The organism is Nocardioides sp. HB32 (assembly GCF_054058995.1).
This window is the reverse complement of record NZ_JBSSBS010000001.1, coordinates 2,196,019-2,216,579: the sequence shown is the minus strand read 5'-3', so window position 1 is coordinate 2,216,579 and position 20,561 is coordinate 2,196,019. Positions and strand designations below refer to the sequence as shown.

Annotated in this window: 23 protein-coding genes; 10 read left to right on the top strand and 13 right to left on the bottom strand. The window is 73.7% G+C overall.

Annotated features, from left to right (window positions below; translation table 11 throughout):
• The first annotated feature begins 1 nt into the window (after position 1).
• Positions 2-1,261, top strand: a complete 1,260-nt coding sequence (aroA, locus tag ACVW2K_RS11280) for a 3-phosphoshikimate 1-carboxyvinyltransferase (RefSeq protein WP_457202579.1) — start codon at positions 2-4, stop codon at positions 1,259-1,261.
• Positions 1,258-2,247 carry a ribosome small subunit-dependent GTPase A gene (rsgA, locus tag ACVW2K_RS11275; protein ID WP_028637002.1) on the top strand — a complete coding sequence of 330 codons (990 nt, stop codon included), beginning with the start codon at positions 1,258-1,260 and terminating at the stop codon, positions 2,245-2,247. The genes aroA and rsgA overlap by 4 nt, the downstream gene beginning before the upstream one ends.
• On the opposite strand, the gene ACVW2K_RS11270 is transcribed toward rsgA, so the two are convergent.
• Positions 2,244-2,687 carry a DUF2231 domain-containing protein gene (locus ACVW2K_RS11270; protein ID WP_457202578.1) on the bottom strand — a complete coding sequence of 148 codons (444 nt, stop codon included), beginning with the start codon at positions 2,685-2,687 and terminating at the stop codon, positions 2,244-2,246. The genes rsgA and ACVW2K_RS11270 overlap by 4 nt on opposite strands.
• A gap of 52 nt (positions 2,688-2,739) precedes the next feature.
• Here ACVW2K_RS11270 and hisN point away from each other — a divergent pair, with 52 nt between their 5' ends.
• Together hisN and ACVW2K_RS11260 are read left to right on the top strand one after the other, a co-directional pair.
• The gene (hisN, locus tag ACVW2K_RS11265; protein WP_457202577.1) at positions 2,740-3,609 is read left to right on the top strand and encodes a histidinol-phosphatase; all 870 of its coding nucleotides are present in this window, start codon (positions 2,740-2,742) and stop codon (positions 3,607-3,609) included.
• 39 nt (positions 3,610-3,648) lie between these two features.
• Positions 3,649-4,080 (top strand): CBS domain-containing protein, encoded by a 432-nt coding sequence (locus ACVW2K_RS11260; protein WP_028637005.1) that lies wholly within the window; start codon positions 3,649-3,651, stop codon positions 4,078-4,080.
• A 9-nt stretch (positions 4,081-4,089) separates the two neighbouring features.
• Here ACVW2K_RS11260 and ACVW2K_RS11255 read toward each other — a convergent pair whose 3' ends face one another.
• A complete protein-coding gene (locus tag ACVW2K_RS11255; protein WP_457202576.1) occupies positions 4,090-5,130 on the bottom strand; it encodes a PP2C family protein-serine/threonine phosphatase in 1,041 nt (346 codons plus the stop codon).
• 105 nt (positions 5,131-5,235) lie between these two features.
• Here ACVW2K_RS11255 and ACVW2K_RS11250 point away from each other — a divergent pair, with 105 nt between their 5' ends.
• A complete protein-coding gene (locus tag ACVW2K_RS11250; protein WP_028637007.1) occupies positions 5,236-5,604 on the top strand; it encodes an FKBP-type peptidyl-prolyl cis-trans isomerase in 369 nt (122 codons plus the stop codon).
• Between the two features lie 12 nt (positions 5,605-5,616).
• On the opposite strand, the gene ACVW2K_RS11245 is transcribed toward ACVW2K_RS11250, so the two are convergent.
• On the bottom strand, positions 5,617-5,862 hold the full coding sequence (locus tag ACVW2K_RS11245) for an RNA-binding S4 domain-containing protein (RefSeq protein WP_457202575.1): 246 nt from the start codon (positions 5,860-5,862) through the stop codon (positions 5,617-5,619).
• Positions 5,863-6,046: 184 nt separating this feature from the next.
• Positions 6,047-7,309 carry a DUF445 domain-containing protein gene (locus ACVW2K_RS11240; protein WP_457202574.1) on the bottom strand — a complete coding sequence of 421 codons (1,263 nt, stop codon included), beginning with the start codon at positions 7,307-7,309 and terminating at the stop codon, positions 6,047-6,049.
• A gap of 45 nt (positions 7,310-7,354) precedes the next feature.
• On the opposite strand from ACVW2K_RS11240, the gene ACVW2K_RS11235 reads away from it, so the two are divergent.
• The 3 genes from ACVW2K_RS11235 (at position 7,355) to ACVW2K_RS11225 (ending at position 10,741) form a co-directional block, all read left to right on the top strand.
• Complete coding sequence (locus ACVW2K_RS11235; protein WP_028637010.1) at positions 7,355-7,753, top strand: adenylyltransferase/cytidyltransferase family protein; 399 nt, start codon at positions 7,355-7,357, stop codon at positions 7,751-7,753.
• An 80-nt stretch (positions 7,754-7,833) separates the two neighbouring features.
• Entirely contained in the window at positions 7,834-9,351 is a 1,518-nt protein-coding gene (locus tag ACVW2K_RS11230) for an MXAN_6640 family putative metalloprotease (RefSeq protein WP_457202573.1), read from the top strand.
• Positions 9,352-9,436: 85 nt separating this feature from the next.
• Entirely contained in the window at positions 9,437-10,741 is a 1,305-nt protein-coding gene (locus tag ACVW2K_RS11225) for an APC family permease (protein WP_457202572.1), read from the top strand.
• Here the strand turns inward: ACVW2K_RS11225 and pdxR are convergent.
• A complete protein-coding gene (gene pdxR / locus ACVW2K_RS11220) occupies positions 10,665-12,104 on the bottom strand; it encodes a MocR-like pyridoxine biosynthesis transcription factor PdxR (protein WP_457202571.1) in 1,440 nt (479 codons plus the stop codon). The genes ACVW2K_RS11225 and pdxR overlap by 77 nt on opposite strands.
• A 17-nt stretch (positions 12,105-12,121) precedes the next feature.
• On the opposite strand from pdxR, the gene ACVW2K_RS11215 reads away from it, so the two are divergent.
• On the top strand, positions 12,122-12,904 hold the full coding sequence (locus ACVW2K_RS11215; RefSeq protein ID WP_457202570.1) for a ceramidase domain-containing protein: 783 nt from the start codon (positions 12,122-12,124) through the stop codon (positions 12,902-12,904).
• Positions 12,905-12,929: 25 nt separating this feature from the next.
• Here the strand turns inward: ACVW2K_RS11215 and ACVW2K_RS11210 are convergent, their stop codons facing one another.
• Genes ACVW2K_RS11210 through ACVW2K_RS11185 form a run of 6 tightly spaced genes read right to left on the bottom strand, consistent with a single transcriptional unit; the run spans position 12,930 to position 17,249 of the window.
• Positions 12,930-13,526, bottom strand: coding sequence for a GTP cyclohydrolase II (locus tag ACVW2K_RS11210; RefSeq protein ID WP_457202569.1), 597 nt, complete (start codon positions 13,524-13,526; stop codon positions 12,930-12,932).
• Positions 13,523-14,218, bottom strand: a complete 696-nt coding sequence (locus ACVW2K_RS11205; RefSeq protein ID WP_028637015.1) for a RibD family protein — start codon at positions 14,216-14,218, stop codon at positions 13,523-13,525. Before ACVW2K_RS11205 ends, ACVW2K_RS11210 begins: the two co-directional genes overlap by 4 nt.
• A complete protein-coding gene (locus ACVW2K_RS11200; protein ID WP_457202568.1) occupies positions 14,211-14,966 on the bottom strand; it encodes a lysylphosphatidylglycerol synthase domain-containing protein in 756 nt (251 codons plus the stop codon). Before ACVW2K_RS11200 ends, ACVW2K_RS11205 begins: the two co-directional genes overlap by 8 nt.
• Positions 14,963-15,859 carry a glycosyltransferase family 4 protein gene (locus ACVW2K_RS11195; RefSeq protein ID WP_457202567.1) on the bottom strand — a complete coding sequence of 299 codons (897 nt, stop codon included), beginning with the start codon at positions 15,857-15,859 and terminating at the stop codon, positions 14,963-14,965. Before ACVW2K_RS11195 ends, ACVW2K_RS11200 begins: the two co-directional genes overlap by 4 nt.
• Complete coding sequence (locus tag ACVW2K_RS11190) at positions 15,856-16,233, bottom strand: 6-pyruvoyl trahydropterin synthase family protein (RefSeq protein ID WP_231496175.1); 378 nt, start codon at positions 16,231-16,233, stop codon at positions 15,856-15,858. Before ACVW2K_RS11190 ends, ACVW2K_RS11195 begins: the two co-directional genes overlap by 4 nt.
• A 2-nt stretch (positions 16,234-16,235) precedes the next feature.
• Positions 16,236-17,249, bottom strand: coding sequence for a dehydrogenase (locus ACVW2K_RS11185; protein WP_457202566.1), 1,014 nt, complete (start codon positions 17,247-17,249; stop codon positions 16,236-16,238).
• Positions 17,250-17,269: 20 nt separating this feature from the next.
• Here ACVW2K_RS11185 and ACVW2K_RS11180 point away from each other — a divergent pair, with 20 nt between their 5' ends.
• The gene (locus ACVW2K_RS11180) at positions 17,270-19,324 is read left to right on the top strand and encodes a CDP-alcohol phosphatidyltransferase family protein (RefSeq protein WP_457202565.1); all 2,055 of its coding nucleotides are present in this window, start codon (positions 17,270-17,272) and stop codon (positions 19,322-19,324) included.
• Here ACVW2K_RS11180 and ACVW2K_RS11175 read toward each other — a convergent pair.
• On the bottom strand, positions 19,314-20,000 hold the full coding sequence (locus ACVW2K_RS11175) for an anti-sigma factor family protein (RefSeq protein ID WP_457202564.1): 687 nt from the start codon (positions 19,998-20,000) through the stop codon (positions 19,314-19,316). The two genes, ACVW2K_RS11180 and ACVW2K_RS11175, sit on opposite strands and share 11 nt — an antisense overlap.
• Positions 19,997-20,509, bottom strand: a complete 513-nt coding sequence (locus tag ACVW2K_RS11170) for a sigma-70 family RNA polymerase sigma factor (protein ID WP_028637020.1) — start codon at positions 20,507-20,509, stop codon at positions 19,997-19,999. Before ACVW2K_RS11170 ends, ACVW2K_RS11175 begins: the two co-directional genes overlap by 4 nt.
• Between the last annotated feature and the right edge of the window lie 52 nt (positions 20,510-20,561).

Sequence of the window (20,561 nt, the reverse complement as noted above, 5' to 3'; positions counted from 1 at the left end):
CGTGACCGAGCCCTGGCCCGCACCCCGCGCCCGACACCCCGTCGACGCGGTCGTCACGCTGCCCGGGAGCAAGTCGCTCACCAACCGCGCGCTGGTGCTGGCCGCGATCGCCGACGGCCCGTCGGTCGTCCGCCGGGCGCTGCGCTCGCGCGACACCACCCTGATGGCGACCGCGCTGACCTCGCTCGGCGCGGAGGTCGACACCTCGGGCGTGGACTGGCGCGTGACGCCCCGCGCCCTCACCACCGACGCGGCCGTCGACTGCGGGCTGGCCGGGACCGTGATGCGGTTCGTGCCACCGGTGGCGGGGCTCTCGACCGGCACCGTCTCCTTCGACGGCGACGAGCACATGCGGCAGCGACCCGTGGGCGAGATCCTCGGCGCGCTGCGCACCCTGGGCGTCGACGCACGCGGGGAGTCGCTGCCGTTCACTGTGCACGGGACCGGGTCGGTGCGCGGCGGCACGGTCGTGGTGGACGCGTCCGCGTCGTCGCAGTTCATCTCCGCGCTGCTGCTGGCGGGCGCGCGGTACGACGAGGGCGTCGACGTGCGCCACGACGGCAAGCCCGTGCCGTCGCTCCCCCACATCGACATGACCGTCGCGATGCTGCGCGAGCACGGCGTCGAGGTTGACGACGCCGACGCTAACCGCTGGCGGGTCGCGCCGGGCCCGGTCCGAGCCGTCGACCACGTGATCGAGCCGGACCTCTCGAACGCCGCCCCGTTCCTCGCCCTCGCGGCCGTGTCCGGCGGCACGGTCGTGGTGCGCGACTGGCCGCGGCAGACGACCCAGGCCGGCGACGCGCTCCGGGACATCCTCACGGCGATGGGCTGTGAGGTGTCGTTCGTCGACGAGGGGCTCCGGGTCACCGGCAGCGGCACGCTGCTCGGCATCGACGTCGACCTGCACGACGTCGGCGAGCTCACCCCCGCCGTCGCGGCCCTGTGCGCGCTCGCGGAGGCGCCGTCCCACCTGCGCGGCATCGGGCATATCCGCGGCCACGAGACCGACCGCCTCGCGGCGCTCGCGACCGAGCTCGGCGGACTGGGCGCCGCCGTCACCGAGCACCCGGACGGGCTCAGCATCGAGCCCGCCCCCCTGCACGGCGGGGTGTTCCACACCTATGCCGACCACCGGATGGCGCACGCCGGCGTGATCGTCGGTGCGGCGGTCGAGGACGTGCTGGTCGAGGACATCGCGACGACCGGCAAGACGTTCCCGGACTTCGCGGACCTCTGGTCGGGGCTGATCCCCGCATGACGGGGCGCTACTCCGACCAGGACGTCGAGCACTACGACCGCCCGCGTCGGCACACGCGCCCCCGCACCAAGGAGCGACCGACGTACGACGACGCGGTGGACGGCGTCGTCGTGACCGTCGACCGCGGCCGGTTCACGCTGCTCGTCGACGACCACGTCGTGCTGGCGATGAAGGCTCGGCCGCTGGGTCGCAAGGGCGTGGTCGTCGGCGACCGGGTCCGGGTCGTCGGCGACACCTCCGGGCAGGACGGCAGCCTGGCGCGGATCGTGGAGGTCGTGGAGCGCACCACCGTGCTCCGGCGCACGGCGGACGACGACGACCCGGTCGAGCGGGTGATCGTCGCGAACGCCGACCAGCTCGTCGTGGTGACCGCGCTCGCCGACCCCGACCCGCAGCCGCGGCTGATCGACCGGGCGCTGGTCGCGGCGTACGACGCGCGGATGCAGCCGCTGCTGTGCCTGACCAAGTCCGACCTGGCCGACCCCGAGACCCTGCTCGTCACGTACCGCTCGCTCGGGGTCCCCTGGGTCGTCACCCGGCGCGGCGGCGACCTGGCCGAGCTGCGCGACCGGCTGCGCGGGCGGACCAGCGTGCTCATCGGCTCCAGCGGGGTCGGCAAGTCCACGCTGGTGAACGCGCTGGTGCCGGACGCCGGGCGCGACGTCGGCCACGTGAACGCCGTGACCGGGCGCGGCCGCCACACCTCGACCTCGGCGTACCTCCTGGAGCTGCCCGGCGGGGCCGGATGGATCGTGGACACGCCGGGCATCCGGTCCTTCGGCCTCGCGCACGTGCAGCCCGAGCACCTCATCGAGGCGTTCCCGGACCTCGACGAGATGACCGAGGACTGCCCACGCGGGTGCACGCACGGCACCGACGAGCCCGAGTGCGGGCTGGACGAGGCCGTGCGGAACGGCACCGCCGACCCGGTCCGGGTGGAGTCGTTCCGCCGGCTGCTGGCCGCGCGGAGCGAGCCGGCGTACTAGCCGGATCGGCCCCACACGGCTCGGGCGCCCGCCTCCCCGGTGAGGAAGACCCAGACCAGCAGCGCGACCGCGGCCACGGCGAGCAGCACGTCGAGGACGACGCGCGGCGCCCCGCTGCGGGCGTGCACGGAGCCCGCGGCGATCGCGACGGCGCCGAACCCGAGGCTCACCCGGAGCAGCTGCCGGCCGCGGTGCTCGTGCACCGCGACCTGCGGGCTGGACCGCAGCTCCGGCTTGCTGTCCAGGAAGGTGCCGCCGGTGAGGTACGCCACCACGATGGCGCCGGTGGCGACGCCCGCGAGCGCGAGCATCGGCCACCACAGCCGGTCCCGCCAGCGGGGCACCGCGACGTACAGCCCGGCCGCGACCGCGGCGAGGGGTCCGAACACGACGGCCGCGTGCACGACGAGCGGGTGCAGCGGGAGTCCGTTGATCTCCATGCCGGGCCACACGGTCCACCACCCCGGGGCGTTCAGTCACTAGTGTGAGGAGGTGCCCAAGACGGACTACACCGACGACCTGCGCCTCGCGCACGTCCTGGCCGATGACGCCGACTCGATCACCGAGAGCCGGTTCCGGGCGCTCGACCTCCACGTGATGAGCAAGCCGGACCTGTCGCCCGTCACCGACGCCGACCAGGCCGTCGAGGAGTCGATCCGGCGCACGCTCTCGCGGGTCCGCTCGCGGGACGCGGTCACCGGCGAGGAGCACGGGTCCACGGGCCACAGCCAACGCCGCTGGGTGATCGACCCGATCGACGGCACCAAGAACTTCGTCCGCGGCGTGCCGGTCTGGGCGACCCTGATCTCGCTGGTGGTCGACGAGGAGGTCGTGCTCGGCGTGGTGTCCGCGCCGCTGCTCCAGCGCCGCTGGTGGGCCTCGAACGGCAACGGCGCCTGGACCGGGCGGTCGCTGCTCAAGGCGATCCGCTGCCAGGTGTCCGACGTCCGGCGGCTCGAGGACGCCTCGCTCTCCTTCGCCTCCCTGTCCGGGTGGGACGAGCGGGACCGCCTCGACGACTTCCTGTCGCTGATGCGGCGGTGCTGGCGGACCCGGGCGTACGGCGACTTCTGGTCCTACATGCTGCTCGCGGAGGGCGCGGTCGACATCGCCGCGGAACCCGAGCTCGAGGTCTACGACATGGCGGCCCTGGACGTCATCGTCCGCGAGGCGGGCGGCCGGTTCACCTCGCTGGACGGGAGCGACGGCCCGTTCGGCGGCAACGCGCTGGCCACGAACGGCCACCTGCACGAGGCCGCGCTGTCGTTCCTGGGCACGTTGCCCGACGACGACGACGACCCCGACGTGCGCCGGACCGGGCCCGGCTCGGTCTCCGACCTGCGTGACCGCCGCCGCGACTGAGGGGTGACGCCGACCGTCCGGGGGGACTACCGTCGAGGCATGCGCATCGGCGACGTTCTCCAGGCCAAGCCCAGTCGCGAGGTCGTCACGATCCGGCCGGACACCGGCGTGCGCGAGCTCCTCGCCCAGCTCGCCGAGCACAACATCGGAGCCCTGATCGTCAGCTCCGACGGCACCTCGGTCGAGGGCATCGTGAGCGAGCGGGACGTCGTGCGTCACCTGCACAGCGACGGCACCGTCATCAACAACACCGTCCGCGCGATCATGACCGACGTCGTCGAGACCTGCGACGAGGACACCCCCGTCGACGAGCTGATGAAGGTGATGACCGATCGCCGGATCCGGCACGTCCCGGTGGTGCACGACGGCCGGCTGACGGGGATCATCAGCATCGGCGACGTGGTGAAGCACCGCATCGTCCAGCTGGAGTTCGAGCGCGACCAGCTGGACAGCTACGTCCACCAGACCTGACCCAGCAGGCTAGTGGGACTCGCTCTCGGCGAGGACCAGGGCGAGGTCGTCGTTCATCTTGTTGCCGGCGTACGCCAGCAGGTGCTCGACGAGGCGGTCCAGCGCCTCCTCGACGGTGCCCTCGCCGATCTCGGGGGCGTAGTCGTCGAGCGGGAAGAACTCACCAGACTTGTCCCGAGCCTCGACCAGGCCGTCGGTGTAGAAGAGCATCCGCGCGCCGGCGGGCCACGGGTGCTCGGTGAGGCCCGGGTCGGAGCCCATGCCGAGCGGTACGGTCGGCTCGCCGGTGTCGACCTCGGAGACCTGCTCGTCGTGGACCAGCAGCGGCGGGTGGTGGCCGCAGTTGGCCAGCGTGACCATGTTGCCGTGGAACTCGCCCACGATCGCGGTCACGAACTCCTCCTCGCCCACGAAGCGGGTGAGCGTCTCGTCGATGTTGCGCGCCAGCGCCGCCAGGTCCGGCTCGGTGAACGCCGCCGCGCGGAAGGCACCGAGCACCGCGGCCGCGGTCTGCACGGCGGCCAGGCCCTTGCCGCGCACGTCGCCGACGATCACACGCACGCCGTACGGCGTCGCAGCGACCTCGTAGAGGTCTCCGCCGACCAGCGCCTCGGCGGTCGCCGAGACGTAGCGGGCGGACAGGCCGACCGAGCCGATCGCGGTGGGGATGGAGCGCAGCACCGCGCGCTGGGCGGTCTCCGCGATGACGGTCATCCGCTCGAGGCGGCCCTCCCGGCGCTCGCGCAGGGCCGCGCCCTGGATCCCGACCAGGCCGAGCAGGGCGCACAGGAACACCCGGGCGAGCCAGTCGACGATGCCCGTGTCGTCGTGCCACAGGTGGGCGAGCAGTCCGCAGACGACCGCGGCGCCCGCGACGTACGCCGTCCGCCGCGCCGTCGTCATCAGGCTGGCCACGATGGCGCCGCTCGCGAAGACGGCGATCAGCTGCACCGGCGTGGTCATCGACAGCGCCACCAGGACCGCCAGCACACCGAAGCCCGCCACGAGCCCGGGGTCGAGGCGTCTCCAGATCGCGCGCACGGAGGTCACCCGCGCATGATGTCAGGCTCCGTCCGCCCCCGATGTCGAACACGACGAGATCCGACCGGAAGGATCCGGAATTCACCCGTCCGGGTCACGTCCTAGGCTGGGGTCATGGACAAGCCCGAGATCGACTTCCCCGACTTCGACCCGCCGACCGACCTGGTCGTCACCGAGATCAGCGAGGGCAGCGGCGCGGAGGCGTCCGCCGGTTCGACCGTGTCGGTCCACTACGTCGGCGTCGCGCACTCGACCGGTGAGGAGTTCGACGCGTCGTACAACCGCGGCGAGCCGCTGAGCTTCCGGCTCGGTGTCGGTCAGGTCATCTCCGGCTGGGACCAGGGCGTGCAGGGCATGAAGGTCGGCGGTCGCCGCCAGCTCGTGATCCCGCCGCACCTCGGGTACGGCGACCGTGGCGCCGGGGCCGTGATCAAGCCCGGGGAGACGCTGATCTTCGTGGTGGACCTGCTCGACGTCCGCTGACCGGCCCGCCGGTCACCAGGGCAGGTTGTCGGTCGCCTCGCCGTCGGACACCCGTGCCGACTGGGCGGCCAGCGACACCACGTCACCCTTGACGAGCTGACGACCCCGCCGCGTCTCCACCTCGTCGTTGACGCGCACCATCCCGGCCGCGATCAGCGGCTTCGCCTCCGACCCGCTCTCGACCAGGTTCGCCAGCTTCAGGAACTGCCCGAGCCGGATCGACTCGTCGCTGATCGGGACGTCGTACGGCTCGGCCATGGGTCCAGTGTCTCAGCATCCGGGTGCGCTCGGCGCTCGAGGCCCCGGAGCGCCGTTCCACCAGGGGATGCAGGGAAGCCTCCAACATCCCCCGCCGTGCAGACCATGGGAAGTGCCGGTTCGACCGGAGACCATGGTGAACCTGCGACCGGTGGGACGAGGGCCAGCACCGGCACCGGGACCGTCAGCGGAGGACCACCGACACCGCGTGGATGAGGACGCCGACGAGGCCGCCGACGATGGTGCCGTTGATGCGGATGAACTGGAGGTCGCGGCCGACGTGCAGCTCGATCCGGCGGGCGGCCTCCTTGCCGTCCCAGCGCTCGATGGTGTGCGTGATGACCGTGGTGACCTCGGCGCCGTACCGGTCGACGGCGAAGACCGCGGCGTCGGCGGCGAGGGTGTCGAGGCGGGCACGGAACACGTCGTCGGTGAGCAGCCGGGAGGAGAACGACGAGACCTCGGCCAGCAGCCGGGCGCGCACCGCGCCGGACGGGTCCTGGAGCGAGGCGAGCAGCGAGCGGCGCAGGGCGTTCCAGAGCGAGACGGACGAGGCGAGCACCTGGGGGTGGTCGAGGATGCGCTCCTTCAGCCGCTCGGTGCGCTCTTGGGCCGACGGGTCGTGCTGCAGGTCCTCGGCGAGCTGGGCCAGCATCGAGTCCAGCGCCTGGCGGGCGTGGTGGCGCGGGTCGTCGCGGATGTCGCCGACCCAGCGGACCAGCTCGCGGTGGACGCGAGAGGTGACCGCCTCGTTCAGCCGGGTCGGTGCCCACCAGGGCGCGCGCTCGCCGAGCACCTCCGCGACCGTGTCCGGGTTCGCGACCAGCCACCGGTGCAGCTCGTCGAACCCGAGGTCGACCAGGCCGTGGTGCAGGTCGTCGCGGATCGTCTCCTCCAGGAGCGAGCCGAGCAGCGGCGCGATCGGCTCCTCGCGGAACCGCGGGACCAGCGCGTCGCGGAACAGCTCCTCGATGTGCGAGTCCTGCACCCGGTTCAGGGCGATCACGGCGAGGTCGGCCACCTCGTCGACCGCGCGCCTCGCGTTCGCGGGCTCCGAGAGCCACCGGCCCAGGCGCAGCGAGACCGTCGCCGCGGCCACCCGCTCGCGGATGATCCCCTCCTGGAGGAAGTTCTCCCCCACGAACTCCTCGAGACCGCGGCCGAGCTCGTCCTTGCGCTTCGGGATCAGCGCCGTGTGCGGGATCGGGAGCCCGAGCGGGTGCTTGAACAGCGCGGTGACCGCGAACCAGTCCGCGATCGCGCCGACCATGGACGCCTCGGCGCCGGCGTTCACGAAGCCCGGGAAGCCGTCCTGGTCGAGCGTGGCGACGTAGACGACGGCCGCGAGCAGCAGCAGCGACACGGCGAGCGTGCGCATCCGGCGCAACCCCTGGCGGCGTACGGCGTCGGCGGCGGGGTTCGGGGTGATCATCGCGATGGAGGTCATTGCCCGCCATCCTCGCGCACCGGCCCACATGCCAGAATGCGCCGCATGCCTCGCACGGTCATCACCTTCGGCACGTTCGACGTCTTCCACGTCGGGCACTTGCGGGTCATCGAGCGCGCCGCCGCGCTCGGCGACCGGCTGGTCGTCGGGGTCTCCGCCGACGAGCTCAACCTGCGCAAGAAGGGCCGCGAGCCGGTCTTCAGCGAGGCCGAGCGGCTCGCGATCGTCGCCGCGCTCAAGCCGGTCGACGAGGTCTTCGTCGAGGAGAGCCTCGAGCTCAAGCGCGAGTACATCCAGAAGTACGGCGCCGACGTGCTCGTGATGGGTGACGACTGGGCCGGGAGGTTCGACGAGTTCGAGGACATCTGCGAGGTCGTCTACCTGCCCCGCACGCCCGCCATCTCGACGACGGCCCTCATCGAGAAGATCTCCGGCGGCAGCTGACCCGCGCGGCGGGTTTGCCCGTGGCCACCTGTCGGGCAGGCTCGTAGGGCCGTAGCCACCTTTCGTTCTCGAGGAGAAAGATGCGTCGACCGATCGTCGCCGTCGCCGTCGCGATGGGCCTGCTGGTCACCGTTCCCGCACCGGCGCCGGCCGGCGCCCCGGAGCCGGGCCCGACCTCGGCCCAGCAGGCGCTCGCCACGGTCCAGCACCTGCTCGACCCGGCCACCTCGCTCGCCCGCCGTTCCGCGACCGGCCGGCCCGAGGTGTCCCTGGCGATGCGGGACCTGTTCGCGGCGCTGCCGCGGCTCGACGCCGGCGACCGGCGTACGGCGCACGGCCTGTTCGCCCGCCCGACGGACGGCGCCTCAGACCGGCTCGGCGACGGGTACACCGTCGCCGCACACAGGAAGTGCCGCAATCACCTGTGCATCCACTGGGTGCCCACCACCGCCGACGCACCGCCGAGCAAGGCGTGGGTCGACACGAACCTGACGTTCATGAACAAGGTCTGGCGCACCGAGATCCGCAAACTCGGCTACCGCAAGCCGATCCCGGACAAGCACCGCGGCGGCAACGCCAAGTTCGACGTCTACCTCAAGGAGCTCGGCTCCCGCGGGATCTACGGGTACTGCACTCCCGAGCGCCGGGCCCCGGGTCAGAAGTGGCTGGCCTCCGGGTACTGCGTGCTCGACAATGACTTCGCCGAGGCCCAGTACGGCGCCCCGCCGAAGCAGAGCCTGCGGGTGACCGCCGCCCACGAGTTCTTCCACGCGATCCAGTTCGCCTACGACTACGGCGAGGACCCGTGGCTGATGGAGAGCACCGCGACGTGGATGGAGGAGCGGGTCGCCGACGACGTCAACGACAACCGCCAGTACCTGCCCTACGGCCAGGTCGGCGCGCCCGGCCGGCCGCTGGACCTGTTCAACCGGCAGGGCTTCAACCAGTACGGCAACTGGACCTTCTTCGAGTACCTCAGCACCCGCTTCGGAACCGGTGTCGTGAAGCAGGTCTGGACCCGGGCCGGCGCCTATCCCGGCGCCGGCCACCAGTACTCCACGACCGCGGTCAAGGGCATCCTCGAGCACCACGGCGGGTTCGAGAGCGTCTACCGCAGCTTCGCGGCCGCGAACACCACGCCCGGCCACGTCTACCCCGAGGGCAACGCGTGGCCGACCGCCCCGGTCGCCGCGACCTGGACGCTCACCAAGGACGCCCCGCGCCAGGAAAGCCGGATCGCCATCGACCACCTGTCGTCGCGCAACATCGAGGTGAAGCCGGACCCCGGCCTCCAGGACAAGCGCTGGAAGCTGCGCGTGGTCGTCGACGGGCCGCGCGGCCGGACCGAGCCCGCGGCGTACGTCGTGTCGAGGACGAAGCACGGCGTCGACCACACCCCGGTGCGGTTGAACCGGGAGGGCGAGGGCCGCGCGCTGGTGGGCTTCAGCACCAGGCGGGTCTCCTGGACGAAGGTGGTGCTGGTGAACGCGTCGACCCGCTTCTCGTGCTGGCACCGGACCTCGTGGTCGTGCCAGGGCCGGGCGCGCGACGACGACCAGAAGTTCGCCCTGACTGTCGTGGCGGTGCGGCCGAAGTAGGGAGCCGGCCCGGGGCCGATTGGCCCTGACAGGCTGCGCGGTATTGGCACTGCGTCGGGACCTTTCCCACCCCTAGATTGAGCGCGTGACGCGCGCCCTGACCCCTGATCCGATCCCCGCCGACGACCCGGTCGCGGCCGGCGGGCTCGGCGTACCCCAGGGCGCGGCCCTCACGCTCGGCGCGGTGCTCGGCACCGGCGTCATCTCGTTGCCCGCCCTGGCGGTGTACGAGGCCGGACCCGCCTCGCTCGTCGCGTGGCTCGCCCTGGTCCTGCTGTCGGTCCCGCTCGCGACCACGTTCGCCGCCCTCGGCGCGCGGTACCCGGACGGCGGCGGCGTGTCGACGTACGCCCGCCGGGCGTTCGGGGCCCGGGTCGCCACCGTGATCGGCTGGTGCTTCTACTTCGCGATCCCGCTCGGCGCGCCCGCCGCCGCCGGGTTCGCCGGCGCGTACGTCGCGGACAGCACCGGCGGTGGCCGACCCACCCAGCTGCTGTCGGCCGGCGTGCTCATCGGCGTGGTCGCAGTGATGAACTGGTTCGGCATCCGGGTCTCCGGCCGGGTCCAGCTCGTGATCGCCGGCGCCCTGGCGGTGCTGCTGATGGTCGCCACGCTGGTGTCCCTGCCGCACGCGAGCACCGCGAACCTGACGCCGTTCGCACCGCACGGGTACGCCGCGATCGGCACCGCCGCGGCGCTGCTGATCTGGGCGTTCGCGGGCTGGGAGGTCGTGACCTCGTTGTCCTCGGAGTACCGCGACCCGGCCCGCGACATCGGGCGGGCGACGGTGATCGCCCTGGTCGTCATGGGCGTGATGTACCTCGGCGTCGCATTCGCCACCGTCGCCGTGCTCGGCCCGAACCCCGGGAAGGCGCCGCTGTCCGACATGCTCGTGCTCGGCTTCGGCGAGCCGGCCCGCCCCGTCACGACGGTCGTCGCGGTCCTGCTCTCGGTCGGCGCGATGAACGCCTACTTCGCCGGCAGCGCCCGGCTCGGCGGCGCACTCGGGCGGGACGGCTCGCTGCCGGCGTGGTTCGCGCAGGGCTCGACGGTCGGACAGGTGCCCCGCCGCTCGCTGGCCGTGGTGACGATCGGGGCGCTCGGCACGCTGCTCGCCGTCGCGATCTCCGGCGTGGCCGTGGAGCGGACCATGCTGCTGGTGACCGGCGCGTTCTCGATCGTCTACCTGGTCGGCACCGCGGCCGCGATCCGGCTGCTCCCGCGCGGCACCTGGGTGTGGCGCGGCAGCGTCGTCGCGTTCGTCTCGTCGCTCGGGCTGCTCGGCCTGACCGGCCGGTACCTGCTCCCGCAGGTCATCGTCGGGCTCGCAGCGGTCGTGTGGCTGGCCCGGTCGAGAGCAGCCGTGCCAGCCGCTCCAGACCCGGTGTGACCGCCTGCGTCGCGGTCGCGCCGTAGCCGAAGACCAGCCCCGAGACCGGGGCGCTGACCGCGTACGAGGAGAGCGCCTCCACGGCGATGCCGTGCTCGAGGGCGGTGGCCGCGACCGCCGCGTCGTCCGCGGGCGTGGTGAACAGCGCGGCCACGTGCAACCCGGCCGCGGACGGCACCACCTCGAGCTGCGGCAGCAGCCGGGCGATCCCGTCGAGCACGAGCTCGCGGCGCTCGGCGTACGCCCTGAGGGCACGGCGCAGGTGTCGGCCGAGCATCCCGTCGGCGACGAACCGGGCGAGCGCCACCTGCTCGGCCGGGGCGCCGTACCCGTCGGCGAGCTGGCGGGCGCCGAGCAGGGCGTCCCGCAGGCTGCGCGGCGCGACCAGGTACCCGGACCGCAGCGCCGGGATCAGCGACTTCGAGAACGTGCCGACGTAGACCACCCGGCCGTGCCGGTCCAGGGCGTGCAGGGTCTCCATCGGTCGCTCGGTGAACCGGAACTCGCTGTCGTAGTCGTCCTCGACGACCGCGACCCGGTGCCGGTTCGCGAACTCCAGCAGCGCCTGGCGGCGCGCGAGCGAGAGCGGCGGCCCGGTCGGGAACTGGTGCGAGGGCGTCGTGAAGACCAGCCGCGCACGGTCCGGCACCGCGTCGACGACGAGCCCGTCGCCGTCCACGGGGACCGGCACCACGCGGGCGCCGTACGACGCGAACAGCTCCCGGGCGAACGGGTATCCGGGGTCCTCGACCGCCACGACGTCGCCGGGCTCGATGAGCACCCGCGCGATCAGGTCGAGCGCCTGCTGGGTGCCGTGGGTCACCAGCACGTCGTCGGGCTCCGCCGCGACGCCGCGGCCCAGCGAGAGGTAGCGCGCGATGGCGCCGCGCAGCTGGGGGTGGCCGGCGGGGTGCGCGTACGTGCCGGGATGGTGCGCCCCACCACGGAGCTCGGCGGCGACCAGCCGCCGCCAGGTGTCGAACGGGAAGAGGCTCGCGTCCGGGATGCCGACGCGGAAGTCGTACGGCGGCGGCTCGGTCTCGCCGCTCACCGGCAGCGGGCGGAACGTCCATCCCGGGCGTGGGTCGAGGGCGCCGGGGTGGCGCGGCGCGGGCGCGGGCGCCGCCAGCTCGGCGACGTAGGTGCCGTCGCCCACGCGCGCCTCGAGGAAGCCCTCCGCGACCAGCCGCTCGTACGCCGTGGCGACGGTGTTGCGGGCGACGGCGAGGTCGCGGGCGAGCGACCGGCTCGGTGGCAGGCGGTCGCCCACAGCGAGCCGGCCGGAGCGGATCGCGCCGAGCAGGGCCCGGTAGATCGCGCCGGTCCGGTCACCGCGCGCGTCGAGGTCGACCGGGAGGTCCATGCCGACAGACTAGGGACGTGGACCCCCGCAGCCTGCGACCGCTCGCCCGGGCGACGCTGGTCGCGGTCCTGTCGACGGGACTGCTGGTGGTCGCCGTCGGCGCGGGCTGGCTCGGGCCGGACGTGGGGCGCGGCGACAACTTCTGTGAGGCCGCGCGGGACGCGTGGGTGAAGCAGCCGGCCAACACGTTCTCGAACCTCGGGTTCGTGCTCGCGGGCCTCGCCATCGCCTGGCACGCCGGGAAGGTCGCCCTGGGCGGCCTCGCGACGCCGTACGCCTGCCTGGTGGCGTTCCTCGGGCCGGCGAGCGCCGCGATGCACGCCACCCAGTCGTCGCTCGGCGGCCGCCTCGACCTGCTGAGCATGTACCTCGTGGCCTCGTTCGCGGCGGCGTACGCCCTGATGCGGTGGGTGCGCCAGGGCGCGACGTTCTTCTGGCAGCTGTTCCTGCTCCTCGTCGCGGCCTGCGAGCTCGTCGGCCTGTACGACGGGGAGGTGCCGGTCGTGACCTACAGCGGGAACGTCGCGTTCGCGGCGCTGCTGCTCGTGGCGATCACGACCGAGGTGCGGCTGTGGCGGCGCGCGGCGTCGTCGGGCGGCCCGCGCACCGACCTGCGGTGGGGTGCCGGTGCGGTGGGCGCGATCCTGGTGGCGTTCGCGATCTGGAACGCCACCAGGTCGGCCTGGTGCGACCCGCACTCGCTGCTGCAGGGCCACGCCGCGTGGCACCTGCTGGACGCGGTGTCGGCGTACCTGCTGTTCCGGCTCTGGATGTCGGAGGTCGCTGGACGCGAGCGGTGAGCTGGCGCTCGACGGTGCCCCGGAGCTACCCCGCGTCGCTCAGCAGCGTGTGCCCGCCGCGGGCCTTGGTGGCGAGGTAGCGCGCGTTGGCCGAGGACAGGTGGACCGCGGTGGGGACCAGGTCGACGTCGAGTCCGCGCGCCGCCAGCTGGGAGGCCTTGTCGGGGTTGTTGCTCAGCAGCGACAGCCGGGACACACCGAGCGCCGAGAGCATCTGGGCGGCGGCGGTGTAGTCGCGGGCGTCGGCGGCGTACCCGAGGGCGAGGTTGGCCTCGTAGGTGTCGAGGCCGCCGTCCTGGAGCGCGTAGGCGTCGAGCTTGGCGTAGAGACCGATGCCGCGGCCCTCCTGACGCAGGTACAGGAGGTACCCGCCGGAGGCGGAGACGCGGCGGACGGCCTCGTGCAGCTGCGGCCCGCAGTCGCAGCGCTCCGAGCCGAGCACGTCGCCGGTGAGGCACTCGCTGTGCACGCGGACCAGGGGTACGGCGCCGGGCGAGCCCAGCCGGATCGCGAGGTGCTCGCCGCCGTCGGCCAGCCCGTCGAAGGTGTGGACCTCGGCGATTCCGCTCCACCCGCAGAGCCGGAGCGGGAGCGTCAGGGAGGTGCGGACCGTGGTGCTCATGCGGACTCCTCGAAGCGCTCCGAGAGCGCGTAGCGCAGCAGGACGACCTCGCCGATGCGACGGACCTCGGCGAGCGTGGCCGGACGGCCGGGGCGGAACGGGAACGGGCCGTCGCCGACGAAGCGCCGGGCCCGCGAGTCGCCGACGAAGAACGGGGCGACGACCAGCTGGAGCTCGTCGGCGGCGTCCTCGGCGAGGAACTGGGTGTGGATGGTGCCGCCGCCCTCGACCATCAGCCGTTCGACGCCCCGCGCGGCCAGGTCAGTGGCGACGGCGGTCATCGAGACCCGCGGCCCACCGTCGACGACGGTCGCGCTGGCCCCCAGCCGGGAGCGGGCGCGGGCGAGCACCGGCGTCGGGCAGTACACGAGCTTCTCCGCCTCCCCGGTGGTGAAGAACCGCGACGCCGGGTCGAGATCGGCACCGCAGGTGACGGTGACCTTGACCGGCGACGGCTCCAGCCCGCGGGTGACCCGGTGGAGCCGCCGCTCGGGGCAGCGCACCAGCAGCCGCGGATTGTCGTTGCGGACCGTGGTCGCCCCGACGAGGATGGCGTCGCAGCCGGCCCGCACCTCGTCGACACGGTCGAGGTCGGCGTCGTTCGAGAGCATCAGCCGCTCGTCGCCGGAGCTGTCGAGGTAGCCGTCGATCGACATGCCACAGCTGAGCAGGGTGTACGGACGGTCAGCCACGGACCACTCCCCTCGTCAGCAGTACGGCGCCGGGCAGCGTGGCCACCAGCGCGAGGACGCCGTAGAGCACCGCGACCGTCGCGCCCTGCCCCGCACCGAGCCCGGCGGCCGCGAACGCCCACGCCGCCACGCCCTCCCGCGGTCCCCAGCCCGCGACGTTGAGCGGGATCGCGGCCGCGAGCATCACCAGCAACGCGAGCGGCAGCAGGTCGGCGAGGGACGCCGAGGTGCCCGCCGCGTCCGCCGCCACCAGGAACACGACGACGTGCCCGGCAGCCGAGACCAGCGAGGTCGCGACGACGGCAGGCCAGCGGACCAGCGCCACGACCACCACGACGGCGAGCAGCGCGGATGCCCAGGGCGCGGGCCCGACCAGCAGCACGGCACCGGCCGCGACCACCTGCACGACCTGGCCGGCCCCGCGGTCGGCGACCACCGGCAGGGCGCCGTGCCGCACCGCGCGGTGCACGTCACCGACCAGGCCGCCCGGCAGGGTCGCGTTCAGGAACTGCGAGCGGTAGTAGGCGCCGACCGCCTCGCGCAGGGGCACCTCGACCCCGAGGCCGCGGGCGAGTACCTGCCACCGGACCGCGCACGCGAGGGTGGTCACGGCGGTGATCCCCAGCGCGACCACCAGCGCGACGGGGCCCGCCGAACGGAGCGCGTCCACGAACGGCTGCGGACCGACCCGCCACCCGACGACCGCGAGGATGGCCGCGCCCCCGAGGACCTTGACCCACCGCGTCATCCGACCGCCTCCAACGCCGCGCGCACCAGGTCCGCGGTGTGGTCCCACCCCGTCAGCTCGGCGCGCCGGGCGCGCGCGGCCGCCCGCAGCGACTCCCGGTGCGGGGCCGACGTCAGCCAGGTCCGCAACGCGTCCGCCAGCGCGTCCGCGTCTCCGGGCGGCACCAGCACGCCACCGTCGCCCAGCGCCTCGCGCACCCCGCCGACATCGGAGGCAACCACCGGCACACCGCGCGCGAGGGCCTCGGTGACGACCATGCCGTACGTCTCGGCGCGGGAGGCGAGCACCAGCAGGTCGGCCTCGGCGTACGTCGCGTCCAGCTCGGCGCGGGTCATCGCGCCGGTCAGCCGCACGGTCGGCGGCAGCGCGGCGGCGAACTCCGGCTCGATCGCCGTCGACCCGACCCCGCGGCAGGACCACTCGAGGCCGGCGATCCTCCGCAGGGCGGCGGCCAGCACGTCGTACCCCTTGAGCGGCGTCACCGCGCCGACGCTGAGCAGGGCGCCGCCGGACGGGGAGCCTGGGGCGACCGGGGCAGGGTCGACGCCGGGCTCGGCCACGAAGACGCGGCCGAGGCCGTACCGCTCGACGAGCCGGTCCCGGGTCCACCGGCTCGTGGTGACCACGCCCGCGGCCGCCTCGAGCACCGGGCCCTCCCACCACGTCCAGCGCGGCGTGTGCACCAGGACGACGAAGCGGACGCGCGCGGACTCCGGCACCAGGGCCGGCGAGGCGAGCAGCCCGTCGACGAGCGCCAGCTCGCCGGACGGCACGGTGGCGACGGACGTGTGCTCGACGGCTCCGAGGGCGGAGGCGATGCGCCGGTCGTAGACGTTCCCGCCCGACGGCCGCTCCGGGTCGTCGACGCCCACGGGGCGCACCAGGTGGATCACAGCTGCCTCTCGTAGCTCGCCCAGGCGACGTGCGACTCGTGCAGTGTCACCACCAGACGGGCCACCGGCCCCCACCCGTCGACCAGCCCGCCGGCCGCCTCGGCGAGCCGGTCGGCGACGACCCGGGCGAGCACCTCGGTCGAGGTGTTCGTGCCCGCGAACGACGGCTCGTCGTCCAGGTTGCGGTAGGTCAGCCCGCCGAGCACCTCGTGCAGCAAAACGGTCGCGGCGCCGATGTCGAGGAGGATCCCGTCCGGCCCGAGCTCGGGCCCGGAGAACGCCGCGTCCACGACGTACGTCGCGCCGTGCAGGCGCTGGGCCGGCCCGAAGACCTCGCCGCGGAAGCTGTGGGCGATCATCATGTGGTCGCGCACGGTCACCGTGTACACGGGTCCTCCGGGTAGGCGATCGTGTGGCACAGGGCGGCCAGCCGCCCGGCCTCGAGCCGGGCCATCACGTCCGGCAGGTCGGCGAACGGCGACTCCCCGGTCAGGAGGACGTCGAACGCGGGGTCGCGCAGCAGCCGGAGGGCGAGCGCGAGCCGGTCGGCGTGGGTGCGCCGCGAGCGGCCCGCGACGACGCCCACCTGGCTGGCCCGGATGCCGAGCCGCTGCGAGTGGAACGCGCCGCCGAGCGAGAGGTGCACGCGCTGGTCGCCGTACCAGCTGAGGTCGAGGACGGTGCCCTCGGGCGCGAGCAGGTCGAGCGCGAGCTGGAGACCGGACGCCGTCGCGCTGGTGTGCACGACGGCGTCCCGCCGGCCGACCGCGTCCTCGGGGGTGGCGAACGCGACGCCCAGCCGCTCCGCGACGCCGGCCCGCCCGGGGTCGACGTCGACGAGGGTGACGTCGGCCTCGGGGATGCCGGCCAGCAGCCGGGCGACGCAGCACCCGACCATGCCGGCGCCCACGACCGTGACGCGGTCGCCCACCAGCGGCCGAAGGTCCCACAGCGCGTTGAGGGCGGTCTCGACCGTGCCGGCGAGCACGGCCCGCCGCGCGGGGACGTCCTCGGGGACGGGGACCACCGACGACGCGGGGACGACGTACGCCGTCTGGTGCGGGTGAAGGCAGAAGACCGTCCGGCCGACCAGGCCGGCGGGACCCTGCGCGACGACGCCGACGTTCAGGTAGCCGTACTTGACCGGGCCCGGGAACGCGCCGTCCTGGAACGGCGCTCGCATCTCCTCCCGCTGGCTCTCGGGGACGCCGCCGCGGAACACCAGCGTCTCGGTGCCGCGGCTGACCCCCGAGTGCAGCGTGCGCACCAGGACCTCGCCGGGGCCCGGCTCGGCGATCGCGACGGGGCGGATCTCCCCGTGCCCAGGCTCGCGGACCCAGAACGCTGAGGCCGTGAACCCCGACGGCGCCGTCTCCGTACGACTGGTCACACCTCACACACGGAGGCATTGTGCCCCTGGTTCAACGTCGGGCAGGACGACCCGCCCATGTCGTCACCGGCGTCCGCGCCGCCCTCGCGCTCACGGTCGCGGTCCTCGGACCCCACGGCTGGGGGCTCCTGCTCGTGGTGGTGGCGCTCGCGCTCGACTGGGTCGACGGGCAGGTCGCCCGGCGCACCGGCACCACGTCCCGCTTCGGCGCGCGCTTCGACATGGAGACCGACGCGTTCCTGATCCTCGTGCTCAGCGCGTACGCCGCTCCGGCGTACGGCTGGTGGGTGCTGCTGATCGGTGCCGCGCGCTACCTGCTCTGGCTCGCCGAGCGCGGCCTTCCCTGGCTGCGCCGCCCGGTGCCACCACGCCACTGGCGCAAGACGGTCGCCGCCATCCAGGGCATCGTGCTCGCCGTCGCGGTGTCCGGCCTCCTCCCCGACGCGCTCACCGAGGCGCTGCTGCTGGTCGCGCTGGCGCTGCTGGCCGAGTCGTTCGGCCGCGACGTGTGGTGGCTGTGGCGGACCCGCCACGCGGACGCGCCGTACCCCACCGGCGGCGGGCTCACCCTGGTGGCCATCGGTGCGGTGTGGGTCGCGCTCGTGCTGCCCGACCACCCCGGTGACCTGGTGCGGCTGCCCGCCGAGGCGCTGCTGGTGGTGGCGGTCGCGCTGCTCCCCTGGCGGCGGGTACGCCGCACCGCCGCGGTCGTCGTGGGCCTGGTGCTCGCCGCGCTGGTGGTGTTCAAGGCGTTCGACCTCGGCTTCGAGAAGATCCTCGACCGGCCGTTCGACCCGACCATCGACTGGGTGTACCTCGGTCCCGGCGTCGGCGTGCTCGGCGACTCGATCGGCGTGACCGCCGCCCGCGCGACCGCTGTCGCCGCCGTCGTCCTGGTCGTCGCCGTCCTGGTCGCGATCCCGCTCGCGACCCTGCGGGTCGCCGGCACGGTCGCGGGCCACCGCCGGGCGGCCGTCGGTGTCGCCGCCGTCGCCGTGCTCGCCTCGCTGGCGCAGGTCGGGTCGACCAACGCCTCCGTGCTGGCCTACGACGAGGTCGTGCAGGTGCGCGCCGACCTCGCGGACCGGCAGACGTTCGGCCGCGAGATCGACGCCGACGCGTACGCCGCGACGCCGGGACCCCACTTGCTGAAGGGCCTGCGCGGCAAGGACGTGCTGGTCGTGTTCGTCGAGTCGTACGGCCGGGTGGCCGTGCAGGACACCACTTTCTCCCCCGGCGTCGACGCGGTGCTCGACGACGGCAGCCGGCGCCTGGAGGCGGCCGGCTACCGGTCGCGGAGCGCCTTCCTGACCTCGCCGACGTTCGGCGCCGCGAGCTGGCTGGCACACTCGACCCTCCAGTCGGGCCTCTGGGTCGACAGCCAGCGCCGCTACGAGCAGCTGCTGGGCGCGGACCGGCTGACGCTCACCTCCGCGTTCGAGAAGGCCGGCTGGCGCACCGTCTTCGACGTACCCGCGGACACCAGGGACTGGCCCGAGGGCGAGGACTTCTACGGCTTCGACCAGATCTACGACTCGCGCAACGTGGGCTACCAGGGGCCACAGTTCGGCTACGCCCCGATGCCCGACCAGTTCAACCTCAAGCGGTTCCAGGAGCTCGAGCTCGACCCCACCGACCGGGATCCGGTCATGGGCGAGATCGACCTCGTCTCCAGCCACCACCCGTGGGCGCCGTCACCGCTGCGGGTGCCGTGGGACCAGGTCGGCGACGGCTCGGTCTTCGACGACGCGCCCACCCAGCCGGGCTCCTCGGACGTGCAGACGCTCTACGGCCAGTCGATCGAGTACACGATGGGCACCCTCGTCTCCTGGCTCGAGCAGCACCCGGACCCGAACCTCGTGCTGCTCGTGCTCGGCGACCACCAGCCGCACTCGTACGTCACCGGCCCCGACCCGGGTCACGACGTCCCGGTCTCGGTGATCGCCCAGGACCCGTCCGTCGTGCGCCGGATCGCGAGCTGGGACTGGCAGCCGGGCATCCACCCGTCGCCGGACGCGCCGGTGTGGCCGATGAGCACGGTGCGGGACCGGTTCCTGCAGGCTTTCAGCTCGTGAGCTCCAGCAGGGTGTCCCCCGCGGCGTCCTGCACCTCGACGGTCCGGATCTGGTCGGTCGTCAGCGCGGTCGCGCCGGTGACGTGCATGGTCCGGCCGGGCAGGCCGTTCCACGTCGCGACCTGCTCGGTGCCGCCGTCCCTCGTGTGCACGACGAGCGCGTAGGTGTGCCCGCCGTCCGGGTAGGCGCTGGCCGGCTCCTCGTAGCTGCAGGTCAGGTCCAAGCGGGTCCCCCAGAGGACCGACGTCAGCGCCACCTTGCCCCACACGCCCGTCTGGTCGACCTGCTCCATCTGGTGGGCGGTGGCGAGCGTCGACACGGCCTGCGGCGGGGCGCCGTCGTCACCGTTGGTCACGGCGAGCACGGTGCCGGCCCCGAGGACGAGCACCGCGGCGGCCGCGACCAGTCCTCCCACCCAGCGCCGGCGGTGCTGCGAGCGGCGTACCTCCCGGACCAGGTTGGGCAGGAGGGAGCTCGGGAGCGGCTCCGGCTCCTGAGGGGACTCGACCACCTCCGGCGAGACCTGGGCGAGCAGCCCCGGCAGTCCGGCGACGTCCCGGACCGCGGCGGAGCAGGTCGGGCAGGTCGCAAGGTGCCGCTCGAAGACCAGCCGCTCGTCGGGCGTGAGCGCGCCGAGGACGTAGGCGGCGTCGTTCTGTGCGAGCTCGCAGCTCATGCGACCACCCCCATCTCCTCGAGTGCCAGCCGGAGCGCGCGCAGCGCGTAGTGGGTGCGGGACTTGACGGTGCCCTCGGGCACGCCGAGCCTGCGGGACGCCTCCGCCACGGACTGCCCGCGGTAGTAGCACTCCAGCAGCACCGCCCGGTGCTCCGGCGACAGCCGGGTGAGCGCGTCGGACACCACCCAGGACAGCAGCAGCTGGTCGGTGCGGTCCGCGTCGACGGGGGCCTCGGGCACGTCGGCGACGGTCAGCTCGCTCTGCGAGCGCTTCGTGCGCCACTCGTCGATCACGATGTTCCGCGCGACCGTGAACAGCCAGGCCCGCACCGAGCCGGACGCGGGGTCCAGGCTGGGGAAGCTGCGCCACGCGCGCAGCATCGTCTCCTGCACCACGTCCTGCGCACGCGCGTGGTCATTGCCTGTCAGGCGCAGGCAGTAGCCCCACAGCGCGGCGGCATGCTCGTCGTGCAGCTGGGTCATCAACGCGACCGGGCTCTCGGCCATCACACCTCCAACCCCTGTCACGGGCTGCGGGCCCGCGCGGTTCAATCGGCCG

Bases quoted from the DNA above. Each gene is read 5' to 3' on its own strand.
- rsgA (WP_028637002.1), top strand. From the start codon at position 1,258: ATGACGGGGCGCTACTCCGACCAGGACGTCGAGCACTACGACCGCCCG.
- ACVW2K_RS11270 (WP_457202578.1), bottom strand. From the start codon at position 2,687: ATGGAGATCAACGGACTCCCGCTGCACCCGCTCGTCGTGCACGCGGCC.
- ACVW2K_RS11260 (WP_028637005.1), top strand. From the start codon at position 3,649: ATGCGCATCGGCGACGTTCTCCAGGCCAAGCCCAGTCGCGAGGTCGTC.
- ACVW2K_RS11250 (WP_028637007.1), top strand. From the start codon at position 5,236: ATGGACAAGCCCGAGATCGACTTCCCCGACTTCGACCCGCCGACCGAC.
- ACVW2K_RS11245 (WP_457202575.1), bottom strand. From the start codon at position 5,862: ATGGCCGAGCCGTACGACGTCCCGATCAGCGACGAGTCGATCCGGCTC.
- ACVW2K_RS11240 (WP_457202574.1), bottom strand. From the start codon at position 7,309: ATGACCTCCATCGCGATGATCACCCCGAACCCCGCCGCCGACGCCGTA.
- ACVW2K_RS11235 (WP_028637010.1), top strand. From the start codon at position 7,355: ATGCCTCGCACGGTCATCACCTTCGGCACGTTCGACGTCTTCCACGTC.
- ACVW2K_RS11230 (WP_457202573.1), top strand. From the start codon at position 7,834: ATGCGTCGACCGATCGTCGCCGTCGCCGTCGCGATGGGCCTGCTGGTC.
- pdxR (WP_457202571.1), bottom strand. From the start codon at position 12,104: ATGGACCTCCCGGTCGACCTCGACGCGCGCGGTGACCGGACCGGCGCG.
- ACVW2K_RS11210 (WP_457202569.1), bottom strand. From the start codon at position 13,526: ATGAGCACCACGGTCCGCACCTCCCTGACGCTCCCGCTCCGGCTCTGC.
- ACVW2K_RS11200 (WP_457202568.1), bottom strand. From the start codon at position 14,966: ATGACGCGGTGGGTCAAGGTCCTCGGGGGCGCGGCCATCCTCGCGGTC.
- ACVW2K_RS11175 (WP_457202564.1), bottom strand. From the start codon at position 20,000: ATGAGCTGCGAGCTCGCACAGAACGACGCCGCCTACGTCCTCGGCGCG.
- ACVW2K_RS11170 (WP_028637020.1), bottom strand. From the start codon at position 20,509: ATGGCCGAGAGCCCGGTCGCGTTGATGACCCAGCTGCACGACGAGCAT.